This is a genomic window from Streptomyces sp. NPDC002573 (genome assembly GCF_042889625.1).
Classification (GTDB): Bacteria; Actinomycetota; Actinomycetes; order Streptomycetales; family Streptomycetaceae; genus Streptomyces; species Streptomyces gibsoniae.
This window is the reverse complement of record NZ_JBIARC010000216.1, coordinates 1-2,818: the sequence shown is the minus strand read 5'-3', so window position 1 is coordinate 2,818 and position 2,818 is coordinate 1. Positions and strand designations below refer to the sequence as shown.

2 protein-coding genes are annotated in these 2,818 nt (G+C 68.6%); both read right to left on the bottom strand.

From position 1 onward, the window contains the following. Positions 1 to 35: 35 nt before the first annotated feature. Positions 36 to 1,052, bottom strand: a complete 1,017-nt coding sequence (locus ACFYX0_RS47305; RefSeq protein ID WP_388981919.1) for an ADP-ribosylglycohydrolase family protein — start codon at positions 1,050 to 1,052, stop codon at positions 36 to 38. Between the two features lie 1,027 nt (positions 1,053 to 2,079). After that, on the bottom strand, positions 2,080 to 2,490 hold the full coding sequence (locus tag ACFYX0_RS47300; RefSeq protein ID WP_388981916.1) for a hypothetical protein: 411 nt from the start codon (positions 2,488 to 2,490) through the stop codon (positions 2,080 to 2,082). Between the last annotated feature and the right edge of the window lie 328 nt (positions 2,491 to 2,818).

Sequence of the window (2,818 nt, the reverse complement as noted above, 5' to 3'; positions counted from 1 at the left end):
CAACGCCCGCCCGCTCCGCCCGTTGCCCGAGCCGATCAACGACCCGGCCCGGATCCTTCGCCTTGACGTACGAAGACGCGACCGACTCGGCGGCATACTCCACGAGTACCAGCATGCTGCTTGACCTGGCCGGATGAGGTTTCCGGCAAGGACAGGGTCTCTGTGCGGTTGCGCCAGGGGGCGGGGATGGCGTCGGTGCCGACGCGGGAGGCGACGATGCCGCCGACGATCGCGCAGGTGGTGTCGACGTCTCCACCGGCCGAGGCAGTGGCCCACAGGGCAGTCGCGTAATCGGTCAGATTCCGGGCGGCGCACCAGAGGGTGAAGGGGACCGTATCGACGGCGCTGACCTGGCGTCCGTTGCCGAGATGATGGGCGGCGAGTTCGACGTAAGGCTGGTCCAGGAGCGTACGGGCCTCGACGATGCCGTCGCGTACCCGGCTGGGCGGGACAAGGTCCAAAACGATGGCGAGCAGGTCCGTGCCGGTCACGGGTTCGGTGCGGCGGTGCGCGGCGCGGCTGGCGGCGACGGCGACCGCGACGGCCCCGGCGACGGCCTCGGGGTGGGTGTGGGTCACCTCGGCGGACATGGCAGCCTGCCGGGCTGCGTGTTCCAGGTCGCCTGGGTAGCGGGCGCCGAGAGGGGCGACGCGCATCGCTGCCCCGTTGCCCCAGGAGCCCTGCCCGTCGAACAGTCCGGCCGCGAGTTCGCGCCAGTTGCCGCCCTGGCGGACCAGGCGCAGCAGGCGGTTCATCGCGGGACCGTATCCGCGGTCGAAGTCGTGCCGTTCGGCGAAGGAACGGGCGAGTTCGTCTTGGTCTACCTCGCCTCGTTGCATGACGAGTTGGTGGATGGAGCAGGCCATCTCGGTGTCGTCGGTCCACGGCCAGGGCGCTTTAGGCAGTTGCTGGTCACGCAGAGCGGGGAGGTTGTCGGGGACGAAGAACTGGGCTCCGAAGGCGTCGCCGACGGCCAGGCCGTTCAAGGCGTCGCGGGCGGTGGTGATGGGATCGATCGGTGGACTGTTGAAGGAGTACGAGTGGGAGGCCATTGCTGGGCATCCTGCCAATCCCAGCCCATGCCGGCCACTGGTTTCATCGCGTGGAGGAAAGACCGGGTCGTGTCCCGCGTCGTGGTGTAGGGGATCAAGCGTCACGCGTTCCGGTACGAGGCCCTGGACGATCTCCGCGGAGGCGGTAGCCCAAGAGGAGCCCTGCTGAGGCGAGTTGAAACCCGGGCCCGGAGGAGTCACTGCCCCTGACCTGGGGATTCCGGCGCCTTGATCGCCTACACCACGAGCAGGGACACTATCAAAGACCGTTGGTGAGACTGCGCAGGTGGGGCAGGTCGACGGCGCGGGCCGCTGCGATCCACTCGGTGAGTTTCACGCGCCATCGAGGAGGAGCTGTTGCTGATGGCCCGCGAGCCCGACAACGCCGGCGACATCGTGTCGTGGCGGGACCTGGGCGAAGGGCTGGGCCAGCACCACACCACGGTCAAGGAGCGCCACGACCGCATCGCGCGCGGAGGAACCATCCCTTCCGCCGCTGGCTCACCGAAAACACCCACCGCGCCCACGGCTACCCGACCGCCTGAACCGGAGGGACGCCCAGAGGATCCGGGACGCCGTGACGTGCGACCGGCCCGACTGCCTGGCCCTGTTCCTCGAACCCGACGACCTCGCCGAGGACGAGGAGTTCGAGACCGCCGTGCAGGCCGCAGGCTGGCAGCACTTACCGGACGGACACATCTGCCCGGCATGCGCCGGCGGGCGCGGTCCGGTGCTGGAACGGGGCGAGTGCCCGCGCTGCACCGGGCGGACCGTCGACCTGGCCCAGGGGAGCACATGCATGTACTGCCAGCACCCCGTCCCGCATTCCGTGGACGAATGGTGGCCCCTGGATTCCTCCGACGCCGACGCCGACGCGAGCGCCGGGCCGCCGTCCACCTGGACGCCCAGCTCCAGGAGTCGGCGGACACGGCAGGACGTCCTGGACGTCGACCGGTTCGCGCTCTACGCGTGCCGACATCGCGGGACGGCTGACTCTCCCACGTCGCTGCCCCTCAGGGCCAAGCCGTCAGAGGACGTCGACGGTGGCCCTCCAGAGAACACCGAGGCGGGGGCAGACGTGTCCAGGAGTTGTGACTACGCAGCGGCTGGGCGCGATGATGGTGCTCTTTCCGAGTTCTTCGGCTCGGAAGGTGGCTCGAGCGTCGCCACTGGGAGCGGTGCCTCCTGAAACCCGTCGCAGTACATGGGGGGCGGAGGCCACGGGTACATCCCACACCCACTTCACCCCGTTACCTGAGGTGGCTTTCAGCTTGACCTCGACCTTTTCGCCCAGGGTGACGAACACGGTCCTGCCGTTGTCGGCGTTGCTCAGTTCTACGACGCGTCGTGCTGCGGCGTGGGCGTGAGGAAGCGCTGCCGGAACGGTCAGAGCGCTAGCGGCAAGTGCCGTGGCGGCGAGAACAGTCCTGCCAAACATGGTGGTCCTCCTGGAAGGCCTGGCGTACGCACCCAGTCAATAGGCACCACCGCAGCCAAGATCCAGCAACACGGAGCCGTTCACCCGAAAGAAGACCGCACCGTCCTGCAACGGGGGACCCCGCAGCAGCAGAACCGAAATTTCAGCAGGCCAGGCCCAATCCGGGGGTATCCCGACCAACGGCGCCACCCGGGCCGCGCCTGGCTGCGGACCCGCCACGAGTTGTGCACCGGCTCCATCCCTGATCTTGCAGGGTATCCCCGACTTTAGTCGGGGAGGGAATGCATCCTTGGCCCGGAGCCGCGAAGCGGCGGAGTTCGGTACGGCT